Annotated in this window: 26 protein-coding genes and 2 pseudogenes; 5 read left to right on the forward strand and 23 right to left on the reverse strand. The window is 62.1% G+C overall.

Annotated elements, in window-relative coordinates; translation table 11 throughout:
* Positions 1 to 19: 19 nt before the first annotated feature.
* From CXY73_RS07065 to CXY73_RS07080, 4 genes are all read right to left on the reverse strand, one after another.
* The gene (locus CXY73_RS07065) at positions 20 to 517 is read right to left on the reverse strand and encodes an FHA domain-containing protein (RefSeq protein WP_233198192.1); all 498 of its coding nucleotides are present in this window, start codon (positions 515 to 517) and stop codon (positions 20 to 22) included.
* Between the two features lie 92 nt (positions 518 to 609).
* Positions 610 to 954 (reverse strand): zinc ribbon domain-containing protein YjdM, encoded by a 345-nt coding sequence (locus tag CXY73_RS22655; RefSeq protein WP_104139902.1) that lies wholly within the window; start codon positions 952 to 954, stop codon positions 610 to 612.
* 31 nt (positions 955 to 985) lie between these two features.
* Complete coding sequence (locus CXY73_RS22660; protein WP_104139905.1) at positions 986 to 1426, reverse strand: hypothetical protein; 441 nt, start codon at positions 1424 to 1426, stop codon at positions 986 to 988.
* Complete coding sequence (locus CXY73_RS07080) at positions 1423 to 1821, reverse strand: PadR family transcriptional regulator (protein WP_104139908.1); 399 nt, start codon at positions 1819 to 1821, stop codon at positions 1423 to 1425. Before CXY73_RS07080 ends, CXY73_RS22660 begins: the two co-directional genes overlap by 4 nt.
* A gap of 342 nt (positions 1822 to 2163) precedes the next feature.
* On the opposite strand from CXY73_RS07080, the gene CXY73_RS07085 reads away from it, so the two are divergent.
* Positions 2164 to 3021, forward strand: a complete 858-nt coding sequence (locus CXY73_RS07085) for a PhzF family phenazine biosynthesis protein (protein ID WP_104139911.1) — start codon at positions 2164 to 2166, stop codon at positions 3019 to 3021.
* 25 nt (positions 3022 to 3046) lie between these two features.
* Here the strand turns inward: CXY73_RS07085 and CXY73_RS07090 are convergent, their stop codons facing one another.
* Both CXY73_RS07090 and CXY73_RS07095 read right to left on the reverse strand, forming a co-directional pair.
* The gene (locus CXY73_RS07090) at positions 3047 to 3850 is read right to left on the reverse strand and encodes a protein phosphatase 2C domain-containing protein (RefSeq protein WP_104177288.1); all 804 of its coding nucleotides are present in this window, start codon (positions 3848 to 3850) and stop codon (positions 3047 to 3049) included.
* Between the two features lie 106 nt (positions 3851 to 3956).
* The gene (locus CXY73_RS07095; RefSeq protein ID WP_104139916.1) at positions 3957 to 5393 is read right to left on the reverse strand and encodes a gamma-aminobutyraldehyde dehydrogenase; all 1437 of its coding nucleotides are present in this window, start codon (positions 5391 to 5393) and stop codon (positions 3957 to 3959) included.
* Between the two features lie 123 nt (positions 5394 to 5516).
* On the opposite strand from CXY73_RS07095, the gene CXY73_RS07100 reads away from it, so the two are divergent.
* Positions 5517 to 5999 carry an Lrp/AsnC family transcriptional regulator gene (locus CXY73_RS07100; RefSeq protein ID WP_092448738.1) on the forward strand — a complete coding sequence of 161 codons (483 nt, stop codon included), beginning with the start codon at positions 5517 to 5519 and terminating at the stop codon, positions 5997 to 5999.
* Between the two features lie 5 nt (positions 6000 to 6004).
* Positions 6005 to 7435 (forward strand): aspartate aminotransferase family protein, encoded by a 1431-nt coding sequence (locus CXY73_RS07105; protein WP_104139919.1) that lies wholly within the window; start codon positions 6005 to 6007, stop codon positions 7433 to 7435.
* 70 nt (positions 7436 to 7505) lie between these two features.
* Here the strand turns inward: CXY73_RS07105 and CXY73_RS07110 are convergent, their stop codons facing one another.
* The 4 genes and pseudogenes from CXY73_RS07110 to CXY73_RS07125 form a co-directional block, all read right to left on the reverse strand.
* Positions 7506 to 8816 carry a DUF4192 domain-containing protein gene (locus tag CXY73_RS07110; RefSeq protein WP_104177289.1) on the reverse strand — a complete coding sequence of 437 codons (1311 nt, stop codon included), beginning with the start codon at positions 8814 to 8816 and terminating at the stop codon, positions 7506 to 7508.
* A 93-nt stretch (positions 8817 to 8909) separates the two neighbouring features.
* Positions 8910 to 10701: pseudogene (locus CXY73_RS07115) on the reverse strand (ABC transporter ATP-binding protein).
* A 65-nt stretch (positions 10702 to 10766) separates the two neighbouring features.
* A pseudogene (locus CXY73_RS07120) lies at positions 10767 to 12345 on the reverse strand (ABC transporter ATP-binding protein).
* Between the two features lie 188 nt (positions 12346 to 12533).
* The gene (locus CXY73_RS07125; RefSeq protein ID WP_104139925.1) at positions 12534 to 13496 is read right to left on the reverse strand and encodes an aldo/keto reductase; all 963 of its coding nucleotides are present in this window, start codon (positions 13494 to 13496) and stop codon (positions 12534 to 12536) included.
* Positions 13497 to 13630: 134 nt separating this feature from the next.
* On the opposite strand from CXY73_RS07125, the gene CXY73_RS07130 reads away from it, so the two are divergent.
* Positions 13631 to 14128, forward strand: coding sequence for a methylated-DNA--[protein]-cysteine S-methyltransferase (locus CXY73_RS07130; protein WP_104139927.1), 498 nt, complete (start codon positions 13631 to 13633; stop codon positions 14126 to 14128).
* A 24-nt stretch (positions 14129 to 14152) separates the two neighbouring features.
* Here the strand turns inward: CXY73_RS07130 and CXY73_RS07135 are convergent, their stop codons facing one another.
* The 13 genes from CXY73_RS07135 to prmC form a co-directional block, all read right to left on the reverse strand.
* A complete protein-coding gene (locus CXY73_RS07135; RefSeq protein WP_104177290.1) occupies positions 14153 to 14968 on the reverse strand; it encodes a YaaA family protein in 816 nt (271 codons plus the stop codon).
* 17 nt (positions 14969 to 14985) lie between these two features.
* The gene (locus CXY73_RS07140; protein WP_104177291.1) at positions 14986 to 15255 is read right to left on the reverse strand and encodes a F0F1 ATP synthase subunit epsilon; all 270 of its coding nucleotides are present in this window, start codon (positions 15253 to 15255) and stop codon (positions 14986 to 14988) included.
* Between the two features lie 2 nt (positions 15256 to 15257).
* On the reverse strand, positions 15258 to 16721 hold the full coding sequence (atpD, locus tag CXY73_RS07145; RefSeq protein ID WP_104177292.1) for a F0F1 ATP synthase subunit beta: 1464 nt from the start codon (positions 16719 to 16721) through the stop codon (positions 15258 to 15260).
* Between the two features lie 17 nt (positions 16722 to 16738).
* Entirely contained in the window at positions 16739 to 17641 is a 903-nt protein-coding gene (locus CXY73_RS07150; RefSeq protein ID WP_104139939.1) for a F0F1 ATP synthase subunit gamma, read from the reverse strand.
* A gap of 61 nt (positions 17642 to 17702) precedes the next feature.
* Entirely contained in the window at positions 17703 to 19340 is a 1638-nt protein-coding gene (gene atpA / locus CXY73_RS07155; RefSeq protein WP_104140059.1) for a F0F1 ATP synthase subunit alpha, read from the reverse strand.
* 113 nt (positions 19341 to 19453) lie between these two features.
* Positions 19454 to 20251, reverse strand: coding sequence for a F0F1 ATP synthase subunit delta (locus tag CXY73_RS07160; protein WP_104177293.1), 798 nt, complete (start codon positions 20249 to 20251; stop codon positions 19454 to 19456).
* Between the two features lie 3 nt (positions 20252 to 20254).
* A complete protein-coding gene (locus CXY73_RS07165) occupies positions 20255 to 20815 on the reverse strand; it encodes a F0F1 ATP synthase subunit B (RefSeq protein WP_104140062.1) in 561 nt (186 codons plus the stop codon).
* A 29-nt stretch (positions 20816 to 20844) separates the two neighbouring features.
* Positions 20845 to 21081 carry an ATP synthase F0 subunit C gene (gene atpE, locus CXY73_RS07170; RefSeq protein ID WP_104126466.1) on the reverse strand — a complete coding sequence of 79 codons (237 nt, stop codon included), beginning with the start codon at positions 21079 to 21081 and terminating at the stop codon, positions 20845 to 20847.
* Positions 21082 to 21134: 53 nt separating this feature from the next.
* Positions 21135 to 21923 carry a F0F1 ATP synthase subunit A gene (gene atpB, locus CXY73_RS07175; RefSeq protein WP_233198197.1) on the reverse strand — a complete coding sequence of 263 codons (789 nt, stop codon included), beginning with the start codon at positions 21921 to 21923 and terminating at the stop codon, positions 21135 to 21137.
* A gap of 195 nt (positions 21924 to 22118) precedes the next feature.
* On the reverse strand, positions 22119 to 22595 hold the full coding sequence (locus tag CXY73_RS07180) for a hypothetical protein (RefSeq protein ID WP_104139948.1): 477 nt from the start codon (positions 22593 to 22595) through the stop codon (positions 22119 to 22121).
* On the reverse strand, positions 22592 to 23953 hold the full coding sequence (locus CXY73_RS07185; RefSeq protein WP_104139951.1) for an MraY family glycosyltransferase: 1362 nt from the start codon (positions 23951 to 23953) through the stop codon (positions 22592 to 22594). The genes CXY73_RS07180 and CXY73_RS07185 overlap by 4 nt, the downstream gene beginning before the upstream one ends.
* 3 nt (positions 23954 to 23956) lie before the next feature.
* Positions 23957 to 24778, reverse strand: a complete 822-nt coding sequence (locus tag CXY73_RS07190; protein WP_104177295.1) for an L-threonylcarbamoyladenylate synthase — start codon at positions 24776 to 24778, stop codon at positions 23957 to 23959.
* Between the two features lie 88 nt (positions 24779 to 24866).
* Positions 24867 to 25751, reverse strand: coding sequence for a peptide chain release factor N(5)-glutamine methyltransferase (gene prmC / locus CXY73_RS07195; protein ID WP_369831223.1), 885 nt, complete (start codon positions 25749 to 25751; stop codon positions 24867 to 24869).
* Between the two features lie 105 nt (positions 25752 to 25856).
* Here prmC and cysK point away from each other — a divergent pair, with 105 nt between their 5' ends.
* Complete coding sequence (cysK, locus tag CXY73_RS07200) at positions 25857 to 26792, forward strand: cysteine synthase A (protein ID WP_104177297.1); 936 nt, start codon at positions 25857 to 25859, stop codon at positions 26790 to 26792.

Raw genomic sequence — 26792 nt, forward strand, 5'->3', positions numbered from 1 at the left:
ACCCGCCACGGCAAACGGCTCAGGCGACGGTGAACGAGTGGTCGGCGATTTCGACCCGCGTACCGTGCGGTAGCACGTAGCGTCGTCCCGGTTCGAGCGGCTCGGCCGTTTCGCCGGGCCGGCGAATTACGGTGCCATTGCCGGAGACCCGGTCACTGACCCAGAACTCGCCGTCGTGCTGGCCGAACTCGAGGTGAGTCTTGGAGACCGAGCGGTCGGCATCCACTACCCGAATAAGGTCGTCGAAGATCTCGTCAGGTTGCGGCAGAGGCTTGCGCCCGATCAGGCCCGACCCCTGGACGGTCACTTTCTGACCGGTGCTGAAGGTCAAAACGAAGGTCCTGCTGCTCGGCAGCGTCGATGCTGCGGGGGGATCGTTCGTAACGGCGGCGGCCGCGCGCACCGGAACGGGCACGAGTGCGGGAATCGGAACGGAGATGATCGCTGCCTTTCGCGGAAGGCGCGCGATGATGGTCGTGTCGTTCGGGCGCGGATCCGGGCGCTTACGCGATTCCACGGTAGCCGATCGAGAGCTACCGCACTCGCCGCAAAACATGGCACCAACCGGCAGCCAGGCACCGCAAATCTGACACGTCACGACCGGCTCACTTAAACCTTCTTGACCAAGCTGGACTTGAGCTGCATGAAACCAAAACCATCGACCTTGCAGTCGATGTCGTGTCCGTCAACCGGGTCGACCAATCGAATGTTGCGCACCTTAGTGCCGACCTTGATCGACAGGGCCTGACCCTTGACCTTGAGGTCCTTGATGATCGACACGGTGTCGCCGTCGATCAGGATGGTGCCGAAGGCGTCTTTGACGACGGCTTCCTGCTCTTCTTCAACCGGTTCGTTCGACCATTCGTGGGCGCAGAGCGGGCAAACCAGCAGCGCGCCCATTTCGTAGGTCAGGTCGCTGGAGCATTCAGGGCACGGGGGCAAGGTCTCATTCACTCGTTCTATAATACGCGATTGCCTGCGCCGGCTATCGGCGACCGATCCCGATTCCGGACTCGCGGTTGAACGCCGAGACCGGCAGCCCGAGGAAGTAAGACTCGGCCGAATGCGCTCCGGAGGACAGCAGTGCCGACAACATGCCGGCCGTGTAGAAGAAGGACAGGGTGAACCAGAGAAGCAGGAGGCCGGTGAACCAGTAGATAGCCCGATTCCAGAATGGCCGGTTGCTGCGGTTGGTTTCGGCGAAACTTCGGGCCAGGGTGCGCGGTGGGCCGAGCGAGTCGAGGGTGGTGTCGATGTCGCGGGCGGCGGCATCCACTTTGATGTTGCCGCGAATCTCACGCAGGATCGATCGGCGTTCGCGCATCGACACCAATTCTTCGAGCCAGAGGTCGAGCCGAAACAGGTAGGACTCCCGGCGACGCCAGACTCCGAACGCGGATCGGGTCTGGGTGGTTTGGGTTTTCATTTCGGTTCCTCCCGGAGTGATTCTGGCTGGTCTGGTTCATCTGTCGGGATGGGACCGAGGCCCATGTGCACGATCGCAACCAGGTAGCGCCATCGAGCAGTCGAAAGCTTGAGGGCTTCCTTTCCCGCCGGGCTGAGTGTGTAGTATTTGCGGGCGGGTCCCGCTGTCGACGCGACCAGGCGGCTCGTGAGCGAGCCGTCCTGCTCCAGCCGTGACAACACCGGGTAGACGGTGCCGGTCGCGAGGTCACTGAGACCAATGTCTTGCAGCCGCACAACGAGTTCGTAGCCGTACGATTCGGCGCGGTGCAATTGGCTCAGGATCAGCATGGGCAGCACACCGCGTAAGGACTGCGCGTCTTGCTGCACTGCCGGAACACTCGGTGGTTGCGTCATGACTATCAACATCGAGCAGGTAGTCGGCGAGACCTAATAGCTGTGCATGCCATCTAGCAAAAAATGCCCCCACCGAACCGCAGCGCAATGCAGGCCAGTTCACCGCTTGGTCTACACTGGCGCTGCGTGTACTGATGGCATGATCTGATCAATCACTTCACCCGGTAATCAGAACGGTTGGGAAGTGGGGGTTGTCAATATTCCAGACGGAGTTCCACGGAATACTCATGGGTGGGACTGGTGGAGTCGGTGGCGTAGGGTGAGCGGACCCGAACGTGCCATTCCTTGGCGATCCGGTTCTCGCACCACGATGTGAGGAAGACACTGCCCTAGATTGAAGGCATGACTCTTCCGCCATCCCTGCTGCGCCTCGCCGCATTCGCGGCCGAGCCCGGCGGCGGCAACCCGGCCGGCGTGCTCCTCGACGCTCGGAATCTCGATGATGGGCAGATGCAGGACATTGCCACGGAAGTCGGGTATGCCGAAACAGCATTTCTGACCGAACCTGCCATCGACGGCGACCAACGACACGCCCGCATCAAGTACTTTTCCCCACTCGCCGAGGTGCCCTTCTGCGGTCACGCCACTATCGCCACAGCGATCGCCCTGGCGACCCGCGACGGCGTGGGAACTCTCCGGTTCGAGACGGCAGTTGGTGTCATCGTCATCACGACCACACTAAACGAGGGTGCCATCATCGCGTCGTTCACGAGTGTGGAACCGCGGTTGGCCGATTTTTCCGACGGAGTCCTTGATCGACTGCTGGATCTGCTCGGCATCGGCCGGGGCGACTTGGATCCCCAGTATGCGCCGCAGGTTGCCTTTGCGGGAAATTGGCATCCGATTCTGGTTTTCGCCAACCAGACGACGTTCGACACGTTCCAGTTCGACGTCGAACCGATGGCCAGCCTGATCGAAGAGCAGAACTGGACCGGCACGGTCACCACGCTCTTCGCACTGGCCCCGAATATATTCGCCGCCCGCAACCTGTTTCCCGTTGGTACAATACTCGAAGACCCCGCTACCGGCTCGGCCGCGGCCGCGCTGGGCGGGTATCTGCGCGAACTGGCACTCGTCGACGGGCCAACGCGCGTGCTGGTCCACCAGGGCAGTCATATCGGGCGGCCGAGCCTGCTCACCGTCGATATCCCGCGAACCGGCGGAATCATCGTGAGCGGTTCGGCCATCACGATCACGTAAGCGTTCGACTCCGCGCCCAGTGCGATCAGGCTTCCGGCGCCTCGTAGGGTTCGACTGCGAGCACGTCAACCACGATCGCGGTGACGTTGTCGCGACCACCGTTTTCGAGGGCCGCCTCGACCATCGCGGAGACGGCGTCCGCTGCCAGCTTCTTCTCGAGTAAAAAATGACGGATACCGTACGAGGTCAGTTCCTTGGTGAGCCCGTCTGAGCAAACCAGGATGCGCGTGCTGGCCTGAATCGGCAGAATGCGATAGTCAGGAATGGGCGGTTCGTGAAAGCCGACTGCCCGGGTGATGATGTTGCTGTGCGGGTGTACGTCGGCCTCTTCGCGGGTAATGCGCCCGGCATCGACGAGTTCCTGCACGACCGAGTGGTCGTTGGTGACCTGCTCGAGTACACCGTTGAACAACTGATAAACCCGGGAGTCGCCGATGTTGAAGACGATCCAACTGACGGCATCCGAGACCAGGGCCAGTGCAACCCCGGTCACCGTTGTTCCGGTGCCCTGGTCGGTGACTCCGACACCCTGCGCCATATCGTCGACGGCGAGCACGAGGGCCCGGTCAATCGAACCGGCCTCGGCAACGAGCGTTCCGGATAGCTCGGCCAGCCGGTTGACGACGGCGGCACTGGCGACATCGCCGGCCGAATGCCCACCCATACCGTCAGCGACGGCGAACAGCGGCGGCGCGGCGAGCAGGCTGTCTTCGTTGACCTCTCGGCGATGACCAACGTCGGTCAGGGCAGCCCACGCCAGCGTTAGCGTCGTTCCAACGCTGGGCAGTTCGACACGAAATTCGGTCGAACCTTGACCAATCTGGGTCACGGGTAGTGCCTTCCGAGTGTGGGGCGCGAAGCCGGCCCCGCCGTTCCAACGTTCACCGAAGGACTCGAACCATAATAACGTCACCGTCCGTTGACACCGTACCGGCCTAGTGTCCGATGTAGCTCATCACATGCTTGATCCGGGTGTAATCCTCGAAGCCATACATCGAGAGGTCCTTGCCGTACCCGGAGTGCTTGAAACCGCCGTGCGGCATCTCGGCAACGATCGGTATGTGGGTGTTGATCCAGACGCACCCGAAGTCGAGGTGCTTGGCAAAGCGCATCGCCCGACCGTGATCTTGCGTCCACACCGACGACGCAAGACCATACTGCACGTCGTTCGCCCAGCGCAGCGCCTCGGCCTCGTCGGTGAAACACTGCACGGTCATCATCGGGCCGAAAATCTCGTGCTGCACGGCCTCGTCGGTCTGCAGCAGTCCGCTGACGATGGTCGCTTCGTGAAAATAGCCGGCCTGGCCGACACGATGACCGCCGAGTTCGAGCACTGCGTGGTCGGGCAGCCGGTCGACGAAACCGGAGACCTGAGCGAGCTGGTTGGCGTTGTTGACCGGGCCGAACAAGACTCCCTGCTCGCTGGGAGCTCCAGTGCGCGCGTTCTCCCGAGCGTAGAGGGCTAGCGCGGCGACGAATTCGTCGTGAATTCCGGCCTGCACGAGCAGCCGGGTCGCAGCGGTGCAGTCCTGGCCGGCGTTGAAGAAGCCGGCGGCAACGATGCCGGCCACGGCGAGCTCGATATCTGCGTCGTCGAAAACGATCACCGGTGCCTTGCCACCAAGTTCGAGGTGCACTCGTTTGAGATCATGTGAGGCGGCTTCAGCGACGGCCATACCGGCCCGCACCGATCCGGTGATCGATACCAGCTGGGGAGTCTTGTGGTCGATCATGGCCGCACCGGTCGTGCGGTCACCGGTGATCACGTTGAGCACGCCCTTCGGCAGAAACTCCGCGGCGATCTCGGCGAGCAGGAGCGTCGCGCTCGGCGTCGTGTCGGAGGGCTTGAGCACGGTCGTATTGCCCGCGGCGAGCGCGGGTGCGAATTTCCAGACCGCCATGTTCAGCGGGTAGTTCCAGGGCGTGACCTGACCGACGACACCGATCGGTTCGCGGCGAATGAACGAGGTGTGGTCGGTCAGATACTCACCGGCCGCGCGGCCCTCCAGATTGCGGGCTGCTCCGGCGAAGAAACGAATCTGGTCGACCGAGAGCAGAATCTCGTCGTCAACGAGGGTCGAGCGCGGCTTGCCGGTGTCGAGCGACTCGGCGTCTGCGAATTCCTCGGCACGCGTCTCCATGGCATCCGCTATGCGAAACAGCGCGAGCTGCCGTACCGCCGGGGTTGTTTCTCCCCAAATTTCAAAAGCGGATGCCGCGGCTCGGTATGCAGCATCGACGTCGGTCGTGTTCGAGACCGGGCTGCTGGCATAGACCGTTTCGGTCGCCGGATCGATCAGGTCGAACCGTTCCGTCGACGTCGAATCAGAGTATTGGCCATTGATGAAGTTGCGTAGTTCGGGGGCGCTCATGCGGCCCAGTGTATCTATTTCGGTTTAATACGCACCCAGATTCACAAATGAAATCCGCAGTGTTTTGCGAAGACTGCTACGGATTCACTTGCTGAAGTGCATTTTGACTGACACAATCGATGCATGAATGGACAAAGGCGTGGTCACCCGCCCAAGCCGGCCCAGCTCGACGATGTGTCGAAGAAGATCATCGAACAACTGCAGGTCGACGGACGTCGGTCGTACGCGGAGATCGGCAAAGCTGTCGGCCTCAGCGAGGCGGCCGTGCGGCAGCGAGTGCAAAAGCTCACCGATTCCGGCGTCATGCAGGTTGTCGCCGTCACCGACCCGATGCAGCTGGGCTTCTTTCGCCAGGCGATGATCGGCATTCGAGCCTCGGCCGACACCCGGATTCTCGCCGAACAGCTCGCAGCGATTGATGCCGTCGACTACGTCGTACTCACGGCCGGCACCTTTGACATTCTCGCCGAAGTCGTCTGCGAAGACGACGACGAATTACTTGAACTGCTCAACTCCAAGATCCGCAATCTCGATGGGGTTCTTTCCACCGAGACCTTCGTTTATCTCAAACTCCACAAACAGTTCTATAACTGGGGAACACGGTAAAGAAAATGACACTCACCACACCCATCGATTCACCAGTTGCCTTCAGCGACGCACACAACGCCGAGTTGCAGCAAAAGGCCAAGGATCACCTCTGGATGCACTTCTCCCGTCAGTCCGTGATGGAATCCGGCGCTGGAGTGCCCATCATCGTCAAGGGCCAGGGCCACCACATCTGGGATTCCCAGGGCAAGCAGTACATCGACGGCTTGAGCGGATTGTTTACCGTCAACGCCGGACACGGACGCAAGCGTCTGGCCGAGGTCGCCGCTAAGCAGGCCGAAGAACTCGCATTCTTTCCGATCTGGTCGTACGCCCACCCGAACGCGATCGAGCTCGCTGACCGCCTCGCCTCTTACGCGCCCGGCGACCTCAACCGCGTGTTCTACTCGACCGGCGGCGGCGAAGCCGTCGAAACCGCGTTCAAGCTCGCCAAGTACTACTGGAAGCTGATGGGGCGACCGACCAAGCACAAGGTCATCTCCCGCAACGTCGCCTATCACGGCACCCCGCAGGGTGCGCTGGCCATCACCGGCATTCCGGCAATGAAGGAAATGTTCGAGCCGGTCACCCCCGGCGGCTTCCGTGTTCCCAACACCAACTTCTACCGAGCCGACGAAATGAGCCCGGGCCTTGGCCTCGGCGACAACCTCGAGATGTTCGGTCAGTGGGCCGCCAACCGCATCGAAGAGATGATCGAGTTCGAAGGACCAGAGACCGTAGCCGCCGTGTTCCTCGAACCGGTCCAGAACTCCGGCGGCTGCTTCCCGCCGCCTCCCGGCTATTTCAAGCGCGTGCGGGAGATCTGTGACAAGTACGACGTGCTCCTGGTCGCCGATGAGGTCATCACAGCTTTCGGTCGCATCGGCAACATGTTCGCCTCAACGACCTATGACATTCAGCCCGACATGATCACCTGTGCTAAGGGCATGACGAGCGGATACTCACCGATCGGCGCGACCATCATCAGCGACCGTATTTACGAACCGTTCAAGCACGGCGATACGACGTTTTATCACGGCTATACTTTTGGCGGCCACCCCGTCTCTTCGGCCGTCGCCCTGGCTAACCTCGACATCTTCGAGGAGGAAAAGCTCAATGAGAACGTGCGCGAGAACTCGCCGTTGTTCCGCAAAGAGCTCGAGAAGCTGCTCGACCTGCCGATCGTCGGTGACGTGCGCGGTGCCGGCTATTTCTTCGGCATCGAGCTGGTCAAGGACAAGGGCACCAAGGAGACGTTCAACGACGAAGAGTCTGAACGCCTGCTGCGCGGCTACCTATCTAAGGCGCTGTATGAAGCCGGCCTGTACTGCCGCGCCGATGACCGGGGCGACCCGGTCATCCAGCTCGCACCCCCGCTGACCATGGGCCCGAAGGAATTCGCCGAGATCGGCGAGATTCTGCGCGGCGTGCTCTCGGAGGCACCGAAGCACATGTAGTTCATTCACTGCGACCCGGTCTCGCCTCCAATTGGATGCGCGATCGGGTCGCCGTCTGGCCGCACCCGCCTCAACCGCCGGCGGCCCGCACCTCGTCGTCGTCTTCGTTGTGCTCGCTCTCGAAAGCCCACAGAGCGTCGTCGCTGAGCGTGGCGTCTTCGCCAAAGTCTTCGTCGTTTTCGTAGCCGAGATCGTCGCTCGTCTCGTCGTCCTGGCGCGGCATCGCGAACGCCCACTCCGGCAGGTGTCCCGATTCGAGCAGCACTTCCAGCAGGTTCGCCGTACTGTATTGAGGGTCGATGCCGAGCGCCTGGTCTACAAAGATTCCGGCCACCGAGCCACTGCCGAGAGCCCAGGATAGCCAAGCCAGCATGCAAAGCGGCGCCGGCCTGGCCGAATGCGGCGCCATCGCAACCACGGTGCGCAGCAAGGTGATGGCCATCCGGATCCGGTCGACATCCGGTCGTTCCTGCTGCAGCCCGAGCATAATGTCCCCGGTATGCTGGGCGCTCGCATCCCCGGAGTCCATCTCTTCCGCGACGATATCGTCGAGGCTGCGCCCAGTTTTCTGCTGCAGCCGGGCATAGTGCTGGTTCACCGCATGGGCGCGCACGCCTTCCTCGCGGCCGAAGGCGAACTGCACCATGATCTGGTCGCGATTAGGCGGCGACTGCACGAGCACGAGCAGCGCTGCTGCGTCGTCCTCGGTGGGCGGGTTGCTCCAGGTCAGCGCTTCCTCCGCGATCGCGACCGGGTCGAGCAGCGCGCCGAGGGTAGGAAACAACTCCGGGGCATTTTCGGCCCGCGCGATCAGGCGGTGGTAACGCCGGTAGACCCTGGCGAGGCGTTCTTTGGTGGCCAGATTAACGCCGACCGGTTCCGCGCCGTTCTGCAGCGTGCCGAGCGGTCGCTCAGCCTGGTCGGCCACCTCGTGGTTCAGTGGAGACTCGGCAATATCGCTGAGCGGATGTCCGCCCGCCGGGCACTGCGGATCGAGATAGCTGCCCCAGGCATCCACTGACACGCAGAGAGAATCACGCAACAGAAAACCGCTGAGCTCGAGCCGCCGGTTCAATATCTCCGCAAAACCCTCACGTGGGATTCCGCGAGCTTCGACGAAGGAGTCTTCCGTGTAGATGACGGGAACGACAGCGTCGACGCCGGGAATTTTGCAGAGCATCCCGGCCAGTGTCGTGGCGATGCGTTTGTACACCTTCTGCGATGCGCCATCCTCGGGCAGGTTGAAGCGCAAGGCGCCGCAGGTGCGATTGCCGCGAAACGCGACGAGAACCGCGCTGGTCTCGGGCAGAAACCCGAGCAGCTGGGGAACAAGTGCCAGAAAGTCCTGGGTCTTCTGGGCTTTAACACGGGTTGGTTGCATGCCGCCACTGTGCCCGGTCGCGCGCAAACCCGCCGCTGCTGAGCGCGTATCTGGGGATCACCTCGGCGGCAGGCCCCCTGTAGAGGAGACGCTTTACACCTCGTCGGCGACCGGGGCCGCGAACTGCGCCGCATACAGCGCCTGGTAGGCACCGTTCGCGGTGAGCAAGTGCACATGCTTGCCCTGCTCCACGATGCGGCCAGACTCCATCACGAGAATCAGGTCGGCGTCGTGAATGGTCGACAGCCGGTGTGCGATGACAAAGATGGTGCGTTCGGCCCGCAACGCGCTCATCGCCTTTTGCACGTGCACCTCGGTGCGCGTGTCGACCGAACTCGTTGCCTCGTCGAGGATGAGCACGCTCGGCTTGGCCAAGAATGCTCGGGCAATGGTGAGCAGCTGTATCTCCCCCGCGCTAACGTTGCCTCCCTCGTCGTCGAGCACGGTGTCATATCCGTCCGGAAGCGAGTGCACGAATCGATCCACGTAGGTGGCGGCGGCGGCAGCGCGAATATCCTGCTCCGTCGCATCCGGTCGGCCGTAGGCGATGTTGTCGCGGATGGTGCCGCCAAACACCCAGGTGTCCTGCAGCACCATTCCTATGCGGCTGCGCAGGTCGTGCCGGGTCATGGTCGCTACGTCAACGCCGTCGAGCAGGATGCGCCCGGAGTTGATCTCGTAGAACCGCATCATGAGGTTCACGAGGGTGGTCTTGCCGGCCCCGGTCAGGCCGACGATCGCGATAGTCTGCCCGGGTTCGGCAACGAGGCTGAGTTGTTCGATCAGCGGTTTGTCCTCGGTGTATCGAAACGAGACGTTTTCGAAGACCAGACGGCCGTGTACCTCAGCGGGGGCCTCCACCGAGTCCGCGTCTTCGCTCTGCTCCGCGGCATCGAGCAGGTCAAATATTCGTTCAGCGGAGGCCACGCCCGACTGCAGCAGGTTGGCCATCGACCCGAGCTGCGCGAGTGGCTGGGTGAACTGGCGGGAGTATTGAATGAACGCCTGCACGTCACCGAGCTGCATGGCACCGGAGGCGACCTGCAGGCCACCGACGACCGCGATGGCTACGTAGACGAGGTAGCCAATGAAGGTCATTGCCGGTGAAGGTCTCCTCGATCTGACCGTTCAGCTCCCCGGTGTTCGCCCACTGGGCGACGAACAGTTTCTGCGAACGCTTGGCGATGAAGGCGGTGATCACGAGGGTGAGCTGCACGGTGACGAGCGCAATCAGGGCGAGCAGGGGCGAGAGGATGAGCATCATCACGATGACACCGATCACTGTGAGCAGGCTTGTGACTACCTGGCTAAGCGCCTGCTGAAGGCTCTGCGAGATATTGTCGACGTCGTTGGTGACCCGGCTGAGCAGTTCACCGCGCGGTTTCTTATCGAAATAGCTCAGCGGCAGGCGATTGATTTTCGCCTCGATCTCTTCGCGCAGCCGGTAGACGGTGCGCTGCACGACTCCGTTGAGCACGTAGGCCTGCATCCAACTGAACACGCTCGAGAGTATGTAGAGTGCGAGCGCCCAGAACAGGAAGGCGGAGAGCATGGCGAAGTCGAAGTCGAAGTCGAAGTCGATGCCGAGCCCAGGCGTGAGCGTCATGCCGCTGAGCATGTCGGCCTGCGTGCTGTCACCGGATGCCCGCAGCCCTGCGATCGCGTCGGCTTGACTGCTGCCGCTCGGCAGCGATTTCGACACCACGCCGGAAAAGATCAGGTTGGTGCCCTCGCCCAGCAGGCGCGGCCTAAGCACCGAGAAGGTCACGCTGATCACAGCGAGGGCGAACACGAGCGCGAGCCACAGGTGTTCCGGTCGCAGCTGGCCCAGCAGTCGTTTGCCCGAGACCGTGAAATTCAGGGATTTCTCGGCCGGCAGATTCATCCCTCCGAAGGGCCCGCCGCCGCGCTGTGGGCGCGGCAACGGCTTGTCATCAGCGCGCGTCTCGCTCACGCTGCTTCCTCCGCGGCGAGCTGGGATGACACAATTTCCTGGTAGGTCGTGTTGGACTCGAGCAGCTGTTCGTGAGTTCCTCGGCCGACGATACGGCCGTCTTCAAGGACCAGGATCTGGTCGGCGTCGATGATGCTCGATACCCGCTGGGCGACTATGACCATGGTGGCTCCGTCGGTGCTCTGTTTGAGCGCGAGCCGCAGCCGGGCATCCGTCGTGAGGTCGAGCGCCGAGAACGAGTCGTCGAAAATGTAGAGGTTCGGTCGTTTCACCAGGTCCCAATCAATGGCGAGGCGCTGTCGCTGGCCGCCAGACACATTGGTGCAGCCCTGCGTGATCGGGGCATCGAGTGCGCCGTCCATCTCTGTGACGAAGTCGCGGGCCTGGGCGATGGTGAGCGCCTGCCAAAGTTCCTCTTCTGTCGCATCCGGTTTGCTGTGGAGCAGGTTGCTACGCACGGTGCCGGAGAACAGGTACGGCTTTTGCGGTACGAGACCGATATTGCCCCAGAGCAGTTCGGGGTTCAACTCGCGCACATTCACGCCGTCTACCAGAACGGAACCGCTTGTGGCGTCGAACAGCCGCGGCAACAGGTTCACTAGGGTGGTTTTGCCACTCCCCGTGCTGCCGATGATCGCCGTGGCGAGCGATGAAGCTCACGTTACGCAGCACCGGCTGTTCGGCGCCGGGATAGGCGAAGCCCACGTCGAGCAGTTCGAGCTCGCCGTGGCCGACTGGCACGTTTATCGGGTTCGCCGGCGGCACGACACTCGACGCGGTGGCCAGCACTTCGCCGATGCGGTCGGCCGAGACGGCGGAACGCGGAATCATCACGGCCATGAACGTGGCCATCATGAGCGCCATCAGCCGGCCCGAGCTCAGGGCCACGTCGGTAACGTCCTGGTTGGCCTTGGCGAAACGGGCGATTTCCACGTCTTCCCGCACAAACGCCCGCACGACGCGGATGCCCGTGAGCTGTTCCCGCAGCACCCGGCCCACGATGTCGATGCGAGTCTGCATCTTGCGAAACAGCGGAACCATTCTTACGACGATGAGTCCCACCGCGATGCGCAATATGGGCACGCTCACCGCGATCAACCAAGACAGTTGTACATCCTGACGGATCGCCATGATCACGCCGCCGATGCTGAGAATGGGCGCGGAGACGAGCAACGTGCAGGTTGTGAGCACGAGCATCTGTACCTGCTGCACGTCATTGGTGGAGCGAGTGATCAGCGATGGCGCGCCGAACCGGGTGACCTCCTGCTCGGAGAACTCGCCCACCCGGCTGAAGACCGCCCCGCGCAGGTCCCGGCCGACTTTCGTCGCCACCTTGGCACCAAAGTACACGGCGACGATCGCGCACCCGATCTGGGCGAGGGTGATGAGCAATATCAAGCCGCCAACACGCAGAATGTAGCCGGTGTCGCCGGTAGCGACGCCCTCGTCGATGATGTCGGCGTTCAGAGTGGGTAGAAAGAGGGACGCGATCGACTAGGCCAATTGAAAGACGAACACCCCGGTGAGCAGTTGCAAGTACGGCCGCAGATAGCTCACGAGCAAGGACCAAAGCACGAAACTCTCCTACTGAACCGTCTGGATGCGTGCATAAACACCGCCCCAGACCGGATGGGTCGGCACAGCTACCTTCGATGCAATAGTGCACTCTTTCCGATGCGTCGACGTGCGAAGTATTGCGCCGTCCGAAGTATTGCGCCGTGCGCAAAAATCAACGATTTATTGCAAAACTTCACATGAGGCGTTCAGGCAAAGAGCTCCGAAATGTAGGCCACCTCGTCGGCGCTCGGCTGCCATGCAGCGGCGGCGCTGGCATTTTGACGGATCTGTTCGGGTTTGGTCGCGCCGGCGATCACACTCGTGAGTCCGGGCTGGGCGAGCAGCCAGGCAAACGTCGCTACGAGCATGCTCACGCCACGCGCGTCGCACCACTGCTGGTACTGCTCGATCACGTCCCACGGAGCATGGTCAGCGAGGTGACGCCGGATCATCATGATGCGGCTGTCGGCTGGTCCGCCCGCGCGGGAGAACTTGCCGGTTAACAGCCCGTTATAGAGGGGGAAGAACGGTAGAAAACCCAGGCCGTAAGCAGTGACGGCCGGAAGGACCTCTTCTTCGACATCGCGCACCAGCAGGCTGTACTCGTTTTGGCTCGAGATGAACTTGGGATGCCCGTTCATTCGCGCAGTGAACTCCGCCTCCGCGATCTGCCAGCCGGCCAGATTGGAGTGGCCGATGTAACGAATCTTACCCTCGGTAATGAGATCATCGAGCGTGGAAAGCGTTTCCTCGATCGGTGTCAATGAATCGGCCACGTGCAGCTGATACAGGTCGATCCAGTCGGTCTGCAGGCGTCGAAGGGATGCCTCAACAGCCAAACGGATGTACCGGCGCGAGCCACGCGCACCCCAGTCCGGACCGTTCAGCCCGCCCATGTCCATGCCGAACTTGGACGCGAGCACGATCTGATCGCGTTTGCCGCGCAGCGAGTGACCCATCAGGGTCTCACTCAGCCCTCGCTCGGCGCCATAGATGTCTGCCGTGTCAAAGAGAGTGACCCCGGCCTCGAAGGCCGCATCAATGACGGCGGTCGTGCCATCCTGTCCCTCCGACGCCGTACCCCTGCGGCCGAAGTTGTTGCAACCCAGTCCGATCGTTGAAACGGTCAGTCCGGAGGAGCCAAGTCTGCGATATTCAATCTGAGCCACCCCTTTAGACTAGGACCGTTCGGGCGGCTCGGCGCAAACCGACCGTCTCCTGCACAGCTGCACCGTTGCCGACGTTCGGCATCGAAGTCCGAAACCCGCGAGGGCGCTCATGCGGGTGCGGCTACAGTCGAAATATGACCACCACGCCTCCCGCGCTTCTTCGGTTACCGAGCCCCCTCGGGCGGCTTGAACTAACCGCCGATGATGACGGCATCCTCTCACTCTCGATCGAAACCGACGGTCACCTTCCGCTCGAAGAATCCGCCGAGAACCCCTCCCCGGTACTCCAACGGGCGGCCAAGCAGCTGGATGAGTATTTCGCCGGCACCCGACACTCCTTCGATCTTCCGGTGCACCTGACCCGCGGCACCGATTTTCAACGCAGCGTGTGGGCTCGCCTCTCAACTCTGGGCTTCGGCGAGGTCATCTCATACGGTGCGCTCGGCAGCGACATCGGGCGGTTCGGGTCGGGCCGCGCCATCGGCGGAGCCGTCGGCGCCAACCCGGTGCCGATCATCATCGGCTGCCACCGCGTGCTCGCGACCACGGGCCGCATCACCGGTTACAGCGCTGGTCAGGGAATCCCTACCAAAGCCTGGCTACTCGATCACGAGAGCATCATGCATCGCTAGCCCGCTCCCGAGGATGCTTCTGCGTTACCGTGCCGTGTAGATCGTCGACGTCGCCGGCCGGCCATTGCTGGCCAAGTGCTGCTCGACGAGCAGCTGAAGTTCGCCGGGCGCACCGGGTGTCAGGCTGATACCGACCGATCGGGCCCAGTCGATCAGCTCAGCAACAGCCCCAAAGTCCTGCCCGTTGTCGATCAGGGCCCGCGCGAATTCCCCCTTGGACTTTTTGTTGAAGTGGTTGAGGGCACGTCTCTGGCCGTCGCCGGCGTCGGCGACAACCCGTAGGTAAATCGAGTCGGGCCGCACCGGTCGGGCGCCGAGGGCGACGTAGGCCTCCGAGCGCAGATCGAGCAGCAGGCCCTCGGTATGGCCGAGGAGCTTCTGCACGTCAGCCGACCAGTGTTGTTTGAGCGAATGCTTGTTCAAAGTCAGATCCGGCACCCGCGAGTCGTGCGACAGACGGTAGGCCGGAATCGGGTCCAAGGCGGTGATCGGCCCGAGAAGCGCGGAATGCACCACAAGGTGGGCATGCGCGAACTCGCGCTGCAGGGCCGTCAGAGTGGCAGCGTCCAACCCATCAAAGAGCACCCCCGTGTAACGATCAATGACGGGCATGGTCGGCGACCGCAGAAGCTCGCGGTTGCGGTCTAGTTCGAACAGCTGCGTACGACCGAGTTTCAGGGCGGCCATCGCCGCTTCCGGATGCCGGGACAGGCTCACCAGTGACCGTGCGAGGGACCGGCGCTTGACGCTCAGTACCGGATAAGCCAGGAGCGACCAGTCCAGGGGTACAGCTTCGCCGCCGGAGCGTTTCGTCTCCGACGGCGGAAGCAGTATCAGCAAAGGTGTTCTGTACGTTGCTAGGAACTGACGAGTTCAGCCTTGCGAGCCACGACGGTCACAATGTCGTTGTCGACGGACAGAAAGCCATCTTCAGCCTTCGCAACGACCTTGGAACCATCGGTCAGAGTGAGGCGAACATCGCCAACGGCCAGAATCGCCAACATCGGTTCGTGACCGGCAAGAATACCGATCTCGCCTTCGACGGTTTTGGCGACAACCATCGTCGCTTCGCCGGTCCAAACCTGTTGGTCGGCCGACACCACGCTGACGGACAGCGACTTTGCCATGTTTAGTCGTTCTCTTTCTGAATCTGAGCCCACTTCTCTTCAACGTCGTTGATGCCACCGACGTTGAAGAAAGCCTGCTCGGCCACGTGGTCGAAGTCACCATTGGCGATCGCCGTGAAGGACTCAATGGTGTCCTTCAGCGGAACCGTGGAGCCCTCAACACCGGTGAACTTCTTCGCCATGTAGGTGTTCTGAGAGAGGAACTGCTGAATGCGACGCGCACGAGAAACCGTGACCTTGTCTTCTTCAGAGAGCTCGTCAACACCGAGGATCGCGATGATCTCCTGGAGTTCCTTATTCTTCTGCAGAATGGCCTTGACGCGAACGGCCGTGTTGTAGTGATCGGAACCCAGATAGCGGGGGTCGAGAATACGGCTGGTCGAAGTGAGCGGATCGACGGCCGGGTAGAGGCCCTTCGACGCGATTTCACGCGACAGCTCGGTCGTGGCGTCGAGGTGCGCGAACGTGGTCGCCGGAGCCGGGTCAGTGTAGTCGTCGGCGGGAACGTAGATCGCCTGAAGGGACGTGATCGAGTGGCCACGGGTCGACGTGATGCGCTCCTGCAGGATGCCCATCTCGTCGGCCAGGTTGGGCTGGTAGCCCACGGCGGAAGGCATACGGCCCAGGAGGGTCGACACCTCTGACCCGGCCTGCGTGAAACGGAAGATATTGTCGATGAAGAGCAAGACGTCCTGCTTCTCCACGTCGCGGAAGTACTCAGCCATGGTGAGGGCAGAGAGGGCCACGCGCAGACGCGTTCCCGGCGGCTCGTCCATCTGACCGAAAACCAAAGCGGTCTTGTCAAAGACGCCGGCTTCTTCCATCTCGGCGATGAGGTCGTTGCCCTCACGGGTACGCTCGCCGACACCGGCGAACACCGACACTCCACCGTGGTCCTGCGCAACGCGCTGGATCATTTCCTGGATGAGGACGGTCTTGCCGACTCCGGCACCACCGAACAAACCGATCTTTCCACCGAGAACATACGGCGTCAGGAGGTCGATGACCTTGATGCCGGTTTCGAACAACTGAGTCTTGGACTCGAGCTGGTCGAAGGGCGGCGGCTTGCGGTGGATCGGCCAGCGCTCCGTGATCTCGATCTTCTCGCCCGGCTTGGCGTTCAGCACATCGCCGATGACGTTAAAGACCTTGCCCTTGGTGACGTTTCCGACCGGAACCGTGATCGGGCTGCCGGTGTCTCGCACTTCCTGGCCGCGGACGAGTCCGTCGGTCGGGTTGAGCGCGATGGCACGAACCAGGTCGTCGCCGAGGTGCAGAGCAACCTCGAGGGTGATCTCGTTCGACTCATCGCCGATGGTGATCGTGGTCTTCAGGGCGTTGTAGATGCCGGGGATCGAGTCATGCGGAAACTCGATGTCGACCACGGGGCCCGTGACACGGGCGATGCGGCCAACAGAGCCGGCCGTATCCTCCGCGCGGACTGGCGCGGTTGCGGTGTCAGTCATTGCTCTCTCTTCTCTGGTTACTTCTTGGCGGATGAGAGCGCATCGGCTCCACCCACGATCTCGGAAATCTGCTGGGTAATCTCGGACTGACGCGCATTGTTCGACAACCGTGTGTAGTCCGTGATCAGCTTGTCGGCGTTGTCGCTGGCCGACTTCATCGCCTTCTGACGGCTCGCGTGCTCGGAAGCCGCCGACTGCAACATGGCGTTGTACAGGCGACTCTCGATGTAGACCGGGAGGAGGCTGTCCAGAACCGTTTCCACGTCGGGCTCGAACTCATAGAGCGGAAGAACCGTGCTGTTACCCGGTTCTTCAACACCCTCAACGACCTCGAGCGGAAGCAGCCGAATGACTTCTGGAACCTGGGTGACCATGCTCACGAATCGGTTGTAGACGATGTGAATCTCATCGACGCCGCCATCGGCGTAGTCCGTCAGGAACGACTCGAGCAGGGCTTCGCCGATTTCCTTGGCCGTTTCGAACTGTGGCTGATCGGTGCCGCCGGTCCAGACTCGCTCAGACGTGCGGCCCCGAAAGGTGAAGTACGCGATGGCCTTGCGGCCAACCAAGAAGTAGACGACGTCCTTGCCCTGGCCGCGCAGCAGCTCACTGAGCGACTCCGCTTCACGCAGAACCTGCGAGCTGAACGCACCGGCCAGGCCGCGATCGGAGGCGAAAATGACGACCGCTGCGCGCTCGATCTTCTCCGGCTCGGTGGTGAGCACGTGCTCGACGTTCGAGTACGTCGCCACGGCCGAAACGGCACGTGTCACTGCACGCGAATACGGGGTTGACGCAGCGACTCGCGCCTGCGCTTTCTGGATGCGCGAGGCGGAGATCAGCTCCATGGCCCGAGTGATCTTCTTGGTCGTCTGGGCAGACTTGATCTTCTGCCGGTAGACGCGAAGTTGCGCTCCCATGTGTCTGCTTCCTTGTCTTTCAGTTTGATGAGATCAGTGGCGCCGTAAGTCGGATCAGCGACTAGCGGCGGTGCTTGACGATCTTTTCCTGGTTGACGTCTTCGGCGGCAATGGCCTCAAACTTCTCTTTGCCGACCGAGGCGAGCGGCTTGCCCTCGCCGGTCTGAAACTCGAGCTTGAACTTGTCGACACCAGCGGTCAGAGCGGCAACGGTCTCGTCGGAGAGAACGTTGGTCTCGCGCAGATTCTTCAAGATCTCAGTGTTGCGCCCAAGGAAGTCAAGCAGCTCGCGCTCGAAACGCAGCACATCGGGAACGGGCACCTCGTCCAGCTTGCCGTTGATGCCGGCCCAGATCGAGACGACCTGATCCTCAACGGGGTACGGCGAATACTGAGGCTGACGCAGCAGTTCGGTCAGACGAGCACCACGGGCGAGCTGGCGACGGCTGGCCGCGTCGAGGTCGGAGGCGAACATCGCGAAGGCTTCGAGCGAGCGGTACTGAGCCAGCTCAAGTTTGAGCGTTCCCGACACCTTCTTGATCGACTTGACCTGCGCATCGCCACCGACGCGGGAGACCGAGATACCCACGTCGACAGCAGGACGCTGGTTGGCGTTGAACAGGTCGGACTGCAGAAAGATCTGGCCGTCGGTGATCGAGATCACGTTGGTCGGAATGTAGGCGGCAACGTCATTGGCCTTGGTCTCGATGATCGGAAGACCGGTCATCGACCCGGCGCCGAGGGCGTCGGACAGCTTGGCGCAACGTTCGAGCAGACGAGAATGCAGGTAAAACACGTCTCCGGGGTACGCTTCGCGTCCCGGCGGGCGACGCAGCAGCAGCGACACGGCACGGTAGGCCTCGGCCTGCTTGGACAGGTCGTCGAAGACGATGAGAACGTGCTTGCCTGCGTACATCCAGTGCTGGCCGATAGCCGAACCAGTGTACGGCGCGAGGTACTTGAAGCCGGCCGGGTCAGAGGCGGGAGCGGCGACGATGGTAGTGTACTCCATCGCTCCGGCATCCTCGAGCGCACCCTTCACCGAAGCGATGGTGGAGCCCTTCTGACCGATGGCGACATAGATGCAGCGAACCTGCTTCGTCGTGTCGCCGGACTCCCAGTTGGCTTTCTGGTTGATGATGGTGTCGATCGCGATGGCGGTTTTGCCGGTCTGGCGGTCACCGATGATGAGCTGGCGCTGGCCACGGCCGATCGGGATCATGGCGTCAATGGCCTTGATACCGGTCTGCATCGGCTCATGCACGCTCTTACGGTGCATGACACCGGGAGCCTGCAGCTCGAGGGCACGGCGAGCCTCGCTGACAATCTCGCCGAGACCATCGATCGGGGCGCCAAGCGGGTCGACGACGCGGCCCAGGAAGGCGTCACCGACGGGAACGGAGAGAACCTCACCGGTGCGGTGAACCTCCATGCCCTCGACAACGCTGGCGAACTCGCCGAGCACAACAACACCGATCTCATCTTCGTCGAGGTTCTGGGCCAAGCCCAGGGTGCCGTCGGCGAACTTGATGAGCTCGTTGGCCATCACGCCGGGCAAACCCTCAACGTGGGCGATACCGTCACCGGCCGTGGTGACGTAGCCGACCTCGGTCGTCGATGTCTTGTTCGGCTCATAGGACTTCACGAAGTCCTGGAGAGCGCCACGGATCTCATCGGGGCTGATCGTTAGTTCTGCCATCATCTTCCCTTTTCTGTACGGCTGTACAGGTTCTGTCTGTTCAGGACGCTGCCGCCCTGAATCTGGTACTGCGTGGTTTACGGTGCTGCCGGTCTTGTCAAACTGCGCAAAAATCAGCTGGTGAGCTGGAGTCTCAAATCGGCCAGGCGGGTTGCAATGCTGCCGTCGATGACCAGATCGCCGATCTGTACGCGTACTCCCCCGACCAGAGCCGGGTCAACGACCTGGTTGATGGTGAGTGCGCGGCCATGGCGTTCCTGGAGGCTCTTCAGCAGACGGTCAAGCTGGGCGGGCGTCAAAACGCTCGCCGAAGTGATGGTGGCAATCGACGTTCCGGCTTGATCGGCGACAACGGATGCGGCCTGTCGCAGCAATTCGCCGATGCGACGGCCGCGAGGCTGCTGCACCAAGTGGCGAACGATTGCGAGCGTCTGACCGGACACCTTGCCGGCTAGAAGCTTTTCAACCAGGGCTGCTTTGGCATCGATTTTACCAAGTTTGCTGGCGAGGGCCAGTTCGAGCTCCGCGTCAGAGGAGACGGTCTTACCAAAGGCGAACAGTTCGCCCTCGATCGACATGCCGGCCGAAGCAGACAGGGCGGATGCCCGAAGGCCCAGTTCTTCGATCCCGGCGAGCAGGTCGTCGTGGCTGGACCAACGTTCGGAGACGACGGCCGCGAGCAGGTCCAACGCGCGAGGCGTCACGCTGGTGCCGAAGACGGCACGAACGAGGGTGACCTTGGCCGCAGCATCCGCTGATGCGTCGCCAAGCGCAGACAAGACCTGCGACGATGAACCGATCACGCGACCGGCGCCGAACAGGCTCTCGCCCGTCGCCAGATCGGTCGTACCGCCGGGAACGAACAGTGCCGCCCTCGACGTGGCGAGTGCTTCTCTGGTGGCGCTTCCCATTCGCTAGTTCTTTCCTGCTACTGGTGCTTCGCTGGCTTCAAGTTCGGCCAAGAAACGATCGACAATGGCGCTGGCCTTGGCGTCGTCGGACAGGCTTTCACCGATGACACCCGAGGCTAGGTCAATGGCGAGGGTACCGACCTCACTTCGAAGCGACACGACGGCGGCCTGACGTTCGGCTTCGATCTGCGTCTTCGCGCTGGACGTGATGCGACCGGCCTCGGCCGTTGCCACTTCCTTGTGCTCAGCGATGATGCGCTGGCCGTCGGTGCGGGCCTGGTCACGAATCTGACCGGCTTCGGCGCGAGCGTCAGCAAGCTGGGCCGTGTACTGCACGAGCGCAGCTTCGGCCTTGCGCTGGGCGTCGTCGGCTTTGGCGATGTTGCCCTCGATGGCTTCTGCACGATCGTCAAGAAGCTTCTGCATCTTGGGCAGCGCAACCTTCAAGAAGAAGAACAAAATCACGACAAAGCAGACCGCCGACCAAATGATGTCGTAGATCTCCGGGATGAGCGGGTTTTTAGCCACTTCTTCCGTCGCGGCTGCAATTACTGCGTGAAGCATCATGCCTCCTAACTGAGTAGTAAAGAGGACTAGTTTGTGAAGATGAAGTAGGTGGCGATACCGATGAAGGCGAGCGCCTCGGTGAAGGCGATACCGATGTACATCAGCACCTGCAGACGGCCGGCCAGTTCAGGCTGACGAGCGACACCTTCGATGGTCTTGCCAACGACGATACCGATACCAATTGCCGGGCCGATGGCTGCGAGGCCATAACCGACGGTAGCGATGTTTCCGTTGATTTCCGCGAGAACGGTTGTTGCGTCCACGTATGTTTCCTTCCGTGATGGTGAATTCGGCGAGTGCCGGATTCCTAAAGTGTCTAGTGTTCCTCAGCCAGCGCAAGCTGGATGTAGACGGCGGTGAGTAGGGCAAAAATATAAGCCTGGAGGAGGGCAATCAGCACTTCGAACAGGGTAAAGGCGAAGCCGAAAGCGAGGGTACCAACGCCGAAGAGCTTGAACCCGCCATCCGCGGTGAAGAAAAAGAACTGCGTTGCGCTGAAAAACAGCACCAGCAGAAGGTGTCCGACGATCATGTTCATCATCAATCGGAGTGTGAGGGTGAACGGTCGCACCAGGAACGTCGAGATGAACTCGATCGGCGTCACGATGATGTAGAGAAAGACCGGCACGCCGGGCGGGAAAAGCGAGTTGCGGAAGAAATTTCCCGGGCTCTTCTTCACGCCGGCATAGATGAACGTCACGTAGGCGATGACACCGAGTAGCAGCGGAACCCCAACCACCGAGGTGCCGGCAATGTTAAGGAATGGAATAATTCCCGTGAGGTTCATGAACAACACCATGAAGAAGATGGTGGTCAGAAGCGGCAAAAAACGCTTGCCGTCTTTCTTTCCGAGCAAGTCTTCGGCGATATTGACGCGAACGAAGTCGAGCCCCATTTCGGCCAGGCTTTGACCGCGGGTCGGAATGATTTTCATACGACGTGTACCAAGCCAGAAGACCAGCATCAGAACCGCAACCGCGAGGAAACGAATCAAAATAATGCGGTTGATCTCGAACGGAGTATCGGCGAAGAAGATTACATCGGGGAAGAACTCATTGATGGAGGGACCGTGGAATTCACCGTCGCCGGTGGCGGACGGGACCATCAGGTTTACGGCGATTTTTAGCAGCGCTTTCTCCTGTTTCGGGGCGGTGAGCTCTGCTCGCGCATCGACGAATATGGGCAGGTTTACGACGCTGTAAAGCATGTGCAAACCGGGGTTGGATCGGTGTTTACTCTAGCAAAGATCAGGCGCTGGGCCGAATCGAGAGCCGGATGGGCTGAGGCTTGGGTGCCTGGGTCAGTCGTCGCCGGGTGCCGGGGGCAACATAACGTCACTCGTATAGGGCATTCGGCTCTTCAATACCACGACCGCATCGACCACGAGGGAGCCGATCACTCCAGCAATGATGCAGAAAAACAGCACCATCGGCTGGATCCAGGCGCGGTCCTGCAGCAGCACCAAAAGCACCAGGAAAACGACGAATTTAAGCAGCCAGCCCCCCATGATGATGCCGAAGAATCCACCGATGGCGGATTCGCTTCCGGCCACGCGGTTGGCCAGAAGGATGCTGCCGGCCGTGATCCCCATAAAAGCGACCGACATGGCCGTACCGATCAGGGCACTGAGCACTCCGGTACCGCCGTCAACTGCAAAGCCGACGATGGACCCGACCACGGCGATGGCCAGGGCGACATACACCCCGTAGATCAGGATACGACGCAGCACGGGGATCGAGGTGGGCTGGGTGGAGGCTGGCTGGCTGGTGCTGGTCATGATGCGTTCTCCTCGGCAGGCGTCGCCACCGGGGCGTTCGCTCGTGTCGTTACGGGGTCTGATGGTGGGCGGTCTGATGGCGTTGGTTCTGATGGTTCCGGGCCTGATGGTACAGAATCTGATGGTGCTGTGTCTGATAGTGCCGTGTCGCTGATTGCACCCTGGGCCGCGACGTCGAGCGGATCGAGCTGATTCAGCACGATCACCGGCAACGGCGCCGACTGGCTGGCAAACTCGCCGGTCTTGCGGCGGCCGAGCGGGGCGAGGGTGACGATCGTGCAGACAAGCAGGGACACGACCAGGAAGATGGTGGCGTAGCCGGTGGGAAGACCGAGGTAAACCGGCAGGATGTAGTAGAGCAGGCATCCGATGGATGCTGCTGCTGTCCATCCATAGAAGATCAGCACGGCATGCAGGTGGGAATGTCCCATATCAAGCAAGCGGTGGTGCAGGTGTTTTCGGTCGGCGCTGAAGGGTGACTTGCCAGCGTGTACGCGACGGAGGACGGCGAGCCCGAAGTCCAGCAGCGGGATGATCATGATCGCCAGAGGCAGCAAGAGGGGAATGAAGGCCGGGAACAGCTGTGAACGGTTGAGGGAGGTCAGGTCGATCTGCCCGGTGATGGCTATCGCACTCGTGGCCATGAGCAGACCCACCAGGAGCGCACCGGCGTCGCCCATGAACATCTTCGCTGGATGCCAGTTCAACGGCAGGAACCCCACACAGGCGCCGACGAGGATGGCAGCAATAAGCGACGCGAGGTTAAAGTAGTTGGTCGGCGAGGTATCACGTACGAGCAGGTAGCTGTACAGAAAGAACACGCCGTTGGCGATGAGGGCGACGCCGGTGACGAGACCGTCGAGGCCATCGATGAAGTTGATCATGTTCATGACAACGACGATGGCGACAACCGTGACGACGATCGACGTCCAGCCGCTCCAGACCGTCAATCCGCCGATCGGCAGGGAGTAGATTTGCACGCCCTGCCAGGCTACAAGCCCGGCGGCGATGAATTGGCCGGCCAGCTTCGTCATCCAGTCAAGGTCCCAGATATCGTCGGCCACCCCGACAAGCACGATCAGCAGCGCCGCGCCGAGAATCGCGAGGATCTGCTGCGGATCGGCAAAGACCAGGCGCAGCGGCGCGAATGCTCCGGCTGTGAGGTAGGCGATACCGAATGCGACCAGGATGCCGAGAAACATGGCGATTCCGCCGAGGCGTGGTGTCGGGCGGGTGTGCACGTCGCGTTCACGAATCTTCGGGTACAGCCGGTACTTGTGGCTGACCTTGTAAACGACGATCGACAGCGCGAAGGTGACGATCGCCGATACGAGCGCGAGCAGAATAAATACTGTCATGGGCTACCGGCTGGTATCCGTATCATCCTGAGAGGGTGCGGAGAGTGTGGGTGTTGCATCCGTTTCGACTGGATCGGTCGGGTCGACCGCTGCGTCGGGCATTTTCTCCGGGGCCAGCAGTGCGCCGATGACGTTTGAGATCGCGTCTCGGGAGATGACCCCGGAGCGCACGATGTGCAGCAGGCCGCCATTGGTATCAAAGCCGGTCGCGTCGACGATGGTCGAGGAGCCCTCACCGGCCAGTCCGAAGGCGCTTTCATACGTGTTGCCGGCTGTGCCGCCGTCGAGATAGACCTCAACGCTCTCGCCGAGGGCGGCTTCGGCGGAAAGCGCGTCGAGGGCGGCGGGCGCGCCGCTAAGGTTTGCGCTGGACACCGCGAGCGGGCCAGTTGCGGCGAGCAGGTCGAGCGCAACCTGATTGCTCGGCATGCGCAGGGCGACGGTACCGCGGGTTTCGCCAAGATCCCAGACCAGTGACGGCTGGGCATTGACGATGACGGTCAATCCGCCCGGCCAGAACGCCGCGATCAGGTCGCGTACCGGCTGCGGTACGTCGACGGCGAGGGCATCGAGGGTACTGACGGCGGGAATAAGCACGGGAGGCGGCGATTGGCGCCCGCGCCCCTTTGCGTCTAGAAGCAGCTGCACGGCTTCGGCATTGAACGCGTCGGCGGCAACCCCGTAGACGGTGTCGGTGGGGATGACGACGAGGGCCCCGCGGCCGATCGCCGAGCGCGCCAGCGCGATGGCCGCCTGGTATTTCGATTGGCTCGTGTCGGATTCGCCCGTGTCCGAGTCGCTCGTGCAGTCGTAGATACGTGTCATTTCCGGCAATTCTAACCCCGCGCGGTTGTGAGAAGCGGATGCCACGGCTGCTGCCACACATAAGCGTCGATCAGAGGTGCAGAGTCAATCAGGGGTGCACCGCCGTGGTCGCCCGGTCGCGACTCGTGTAATCGCGGTGGGTGGCCGGGGTGCGCCAGCCGTCCGCGGCCAGCAGAGCCCGAATGGCCGCTCCCTGCAGCTCGCCGTGCTCGATCACGAGCACACCGCCCGCTCGCAGCAGGCGCAAGCCGGTCGCCGACACGCTTCGCACCACGTCGAGGCCGTCCGGGCCACCGAACAGGGCGTGGGCCGGATCGAACAGGCGTACCTCTGGGTCGCGGGGAATTGCATTCGCTGGAATGTATGGGGGGTTGGAAATGACGACGGCGACCGTGCCATTGAGTTCGACGAAGGCGTCGGCGAGATCGCCGAAGGCGAGGGTGGCATTGGGGGCAGCGACCTCGGCGAAGTTGCGCGAGGTCCACGGGTACGCTTCCGCCGAGTTCTCGACGGCGAAAATGCGGGCGTGCGGCACCTCGGTGGCCAGAGCCAGGGCGATGGCGCCACTGCCGGTGCCGAGGTCGACGCCGATCGGCTCAGCGTCGGGCATCGAGCGCAGCGCGTCGATGGCGAACTGGGCGACCTGCTCGGTTTCGGGGCGAGGCACGAAGACGCCCGGTCCAACGTTGAGGGCCAACGTCCGAAAGGGGGCGCGCCCCGTTATGTGCTGCAGGGGTTCGCGGGCGCTGCGGCGGGCCAGCAGGAGGTCAATGTCGGCGGCATCCGCTTTGCTGACGGGTTTGGCCATGATGCTGGCGGCCTGCACTTCGCCGCGGCTTTGACCGAGCACATGGCCGATCAGCAGGTCGGCGTCGACTTCCGGGTCGGTGATTCCGGCAGCACTGAGGCGGGCAATCGCCTGGTTTCGCAGGGACGTGATGGTGGAGGGCAGAGCGGAATCTGAAGAAGGCACGTAGTGAAATGTAACGCACCCGGCCATTGACGGCCGTGGGCCATAGGGTGGAGACGGCCCTACCCATCGAATTTAATTGAATTTCACCGAACGAAAGTTGCTCTCGTGCCCAAGATCTATTCCGACATCACCGAAGCCGTTGGTGGGACCCCCCTCGTCAAGCTGAACCGTTTGACCGAAGGCCTCGGTGCCACCGTGCTCGCAAAGCTCGAGTTCTACAACCCCTCCAGCAGCGTGAAGGACCGCATCGGCGTCGCTATGATCAACGCGGCCGAGCAGGATGGCTCGCTCAAGCCCGGCGGAACCATCGTCGAAGCGACCAGCGGCAACACAGGCATCGCCCTCGCCATGGTCGGCGCCGCCCGCGGTTATGCGGTCATTCTGGCCATGCCCGAAACAATGAGCAAGGAACGCCGCGTCATGATGCGGGCGTACGGCGCCGAGATCGTACTGACGGCTGGTGCCGATGGCATGCGCGGAGCTGTCGAGAAGGCCGCCGAAATCGTTGCGAACACTCCGGGTGCCGTGCTGGCCAGTCAGTTCACCAACCCGGCCAACCCGGCCATCCACCGCGCGACGACCGGCGTGGAGATCTGGAACGACACCGAGGGCACCGTCGATATTCTCGTGGCAGGCATCGGCACCGGCGGCACACTCTCCGGCGCGGGCGGCTATCTCAAGGAGCAGAAGCCAGGCCTCAAGGTCGTCGGCGTTGAGCCAATCGACTCCCCCATTCTCACCGGCGGCAAGCCCGGCCCGCACAAGATTCAGGGCCTCGGCGCGAACTTCGTGCCGGAAACCCTGGACCGCCAGGTCTACGACTCGATCACCGATGTGACCCTGGCCGACTCTCTCGCCACGGCACGCAAGCTCGGCACCGATGAGGGCATCCTCGGCGGCATCTCCGGCGGTGCGGCCGTCTGGGCCGCACTGGAGCAGGCGAAACTGCCCGAGAACGCGGGCAAGACCATCGTCGTCATCGTTCCCGGCTTCGGCGAACGTTACATCTCGACCGTGCTGTACGAAGACCTGCTCGACTAG

The sequence above is a fragment of the Cryobacterium sp. Y50 genome (assembly GCF_002929805.1).
In the GTDB taxonomy this organism is placed as follows: domain Bacteria; phylum Actinomycetota; class Actinomycetes; order Actinomycetales; family Microbacteriaceae; genus Cryobacterium.